The organism is Zoogloea sp. LCSB751, from assembly GCF_002028455.1.
GTDB lineage: Bacteria > Pseudomonadota > Gammaproteobacteria > Burkholderiales > Rhodocyclaceae > Zoogloea.
The window spans coordinates 1-229 of sequence record NZ_MWUM01000732.1 but is presented as its reverse complement, the minus strand read 5'-3'; the positions used below and the strand labels follow the sequence as shown (position 1 = coordinate 229).

At 61.1% G+C, this 229-nt stretch carries 1 protein-coding gene; it reads left to right on the top strand.

The window, feature by feature from the left end; all coding sequences use genetic code 11:
* Positions 1–229 (top strand): hypothetical protein (locus B4920_RS28375; RefSeq protein WP_216820169.1); only part of this gene is annotated, 229 nt, incomplete at both ends.

The window sequence follows — 229 nt, the reverse complement described above, 5'->3', positions numbered from 1 at the left end:
GCCGCCCTCGCGCTATGCCTGGCGTTCCCCCTTTCGGCGGCAGAACCGCGCCAACAGCCCACAGAACGTGAACAGGCCCGTACGGTAAAAATTTTCCACCAGCCGATTGTGATGTTACAGGCGACCTTCGGCCAGACGACGCCCGAAGAGCGGGTGCTGCGGATTCGGAATACGCTACGTGCTTTTACCGAGGCGGATATCAGCCAGCCGCTGCAGGTTGTTCCGGTCA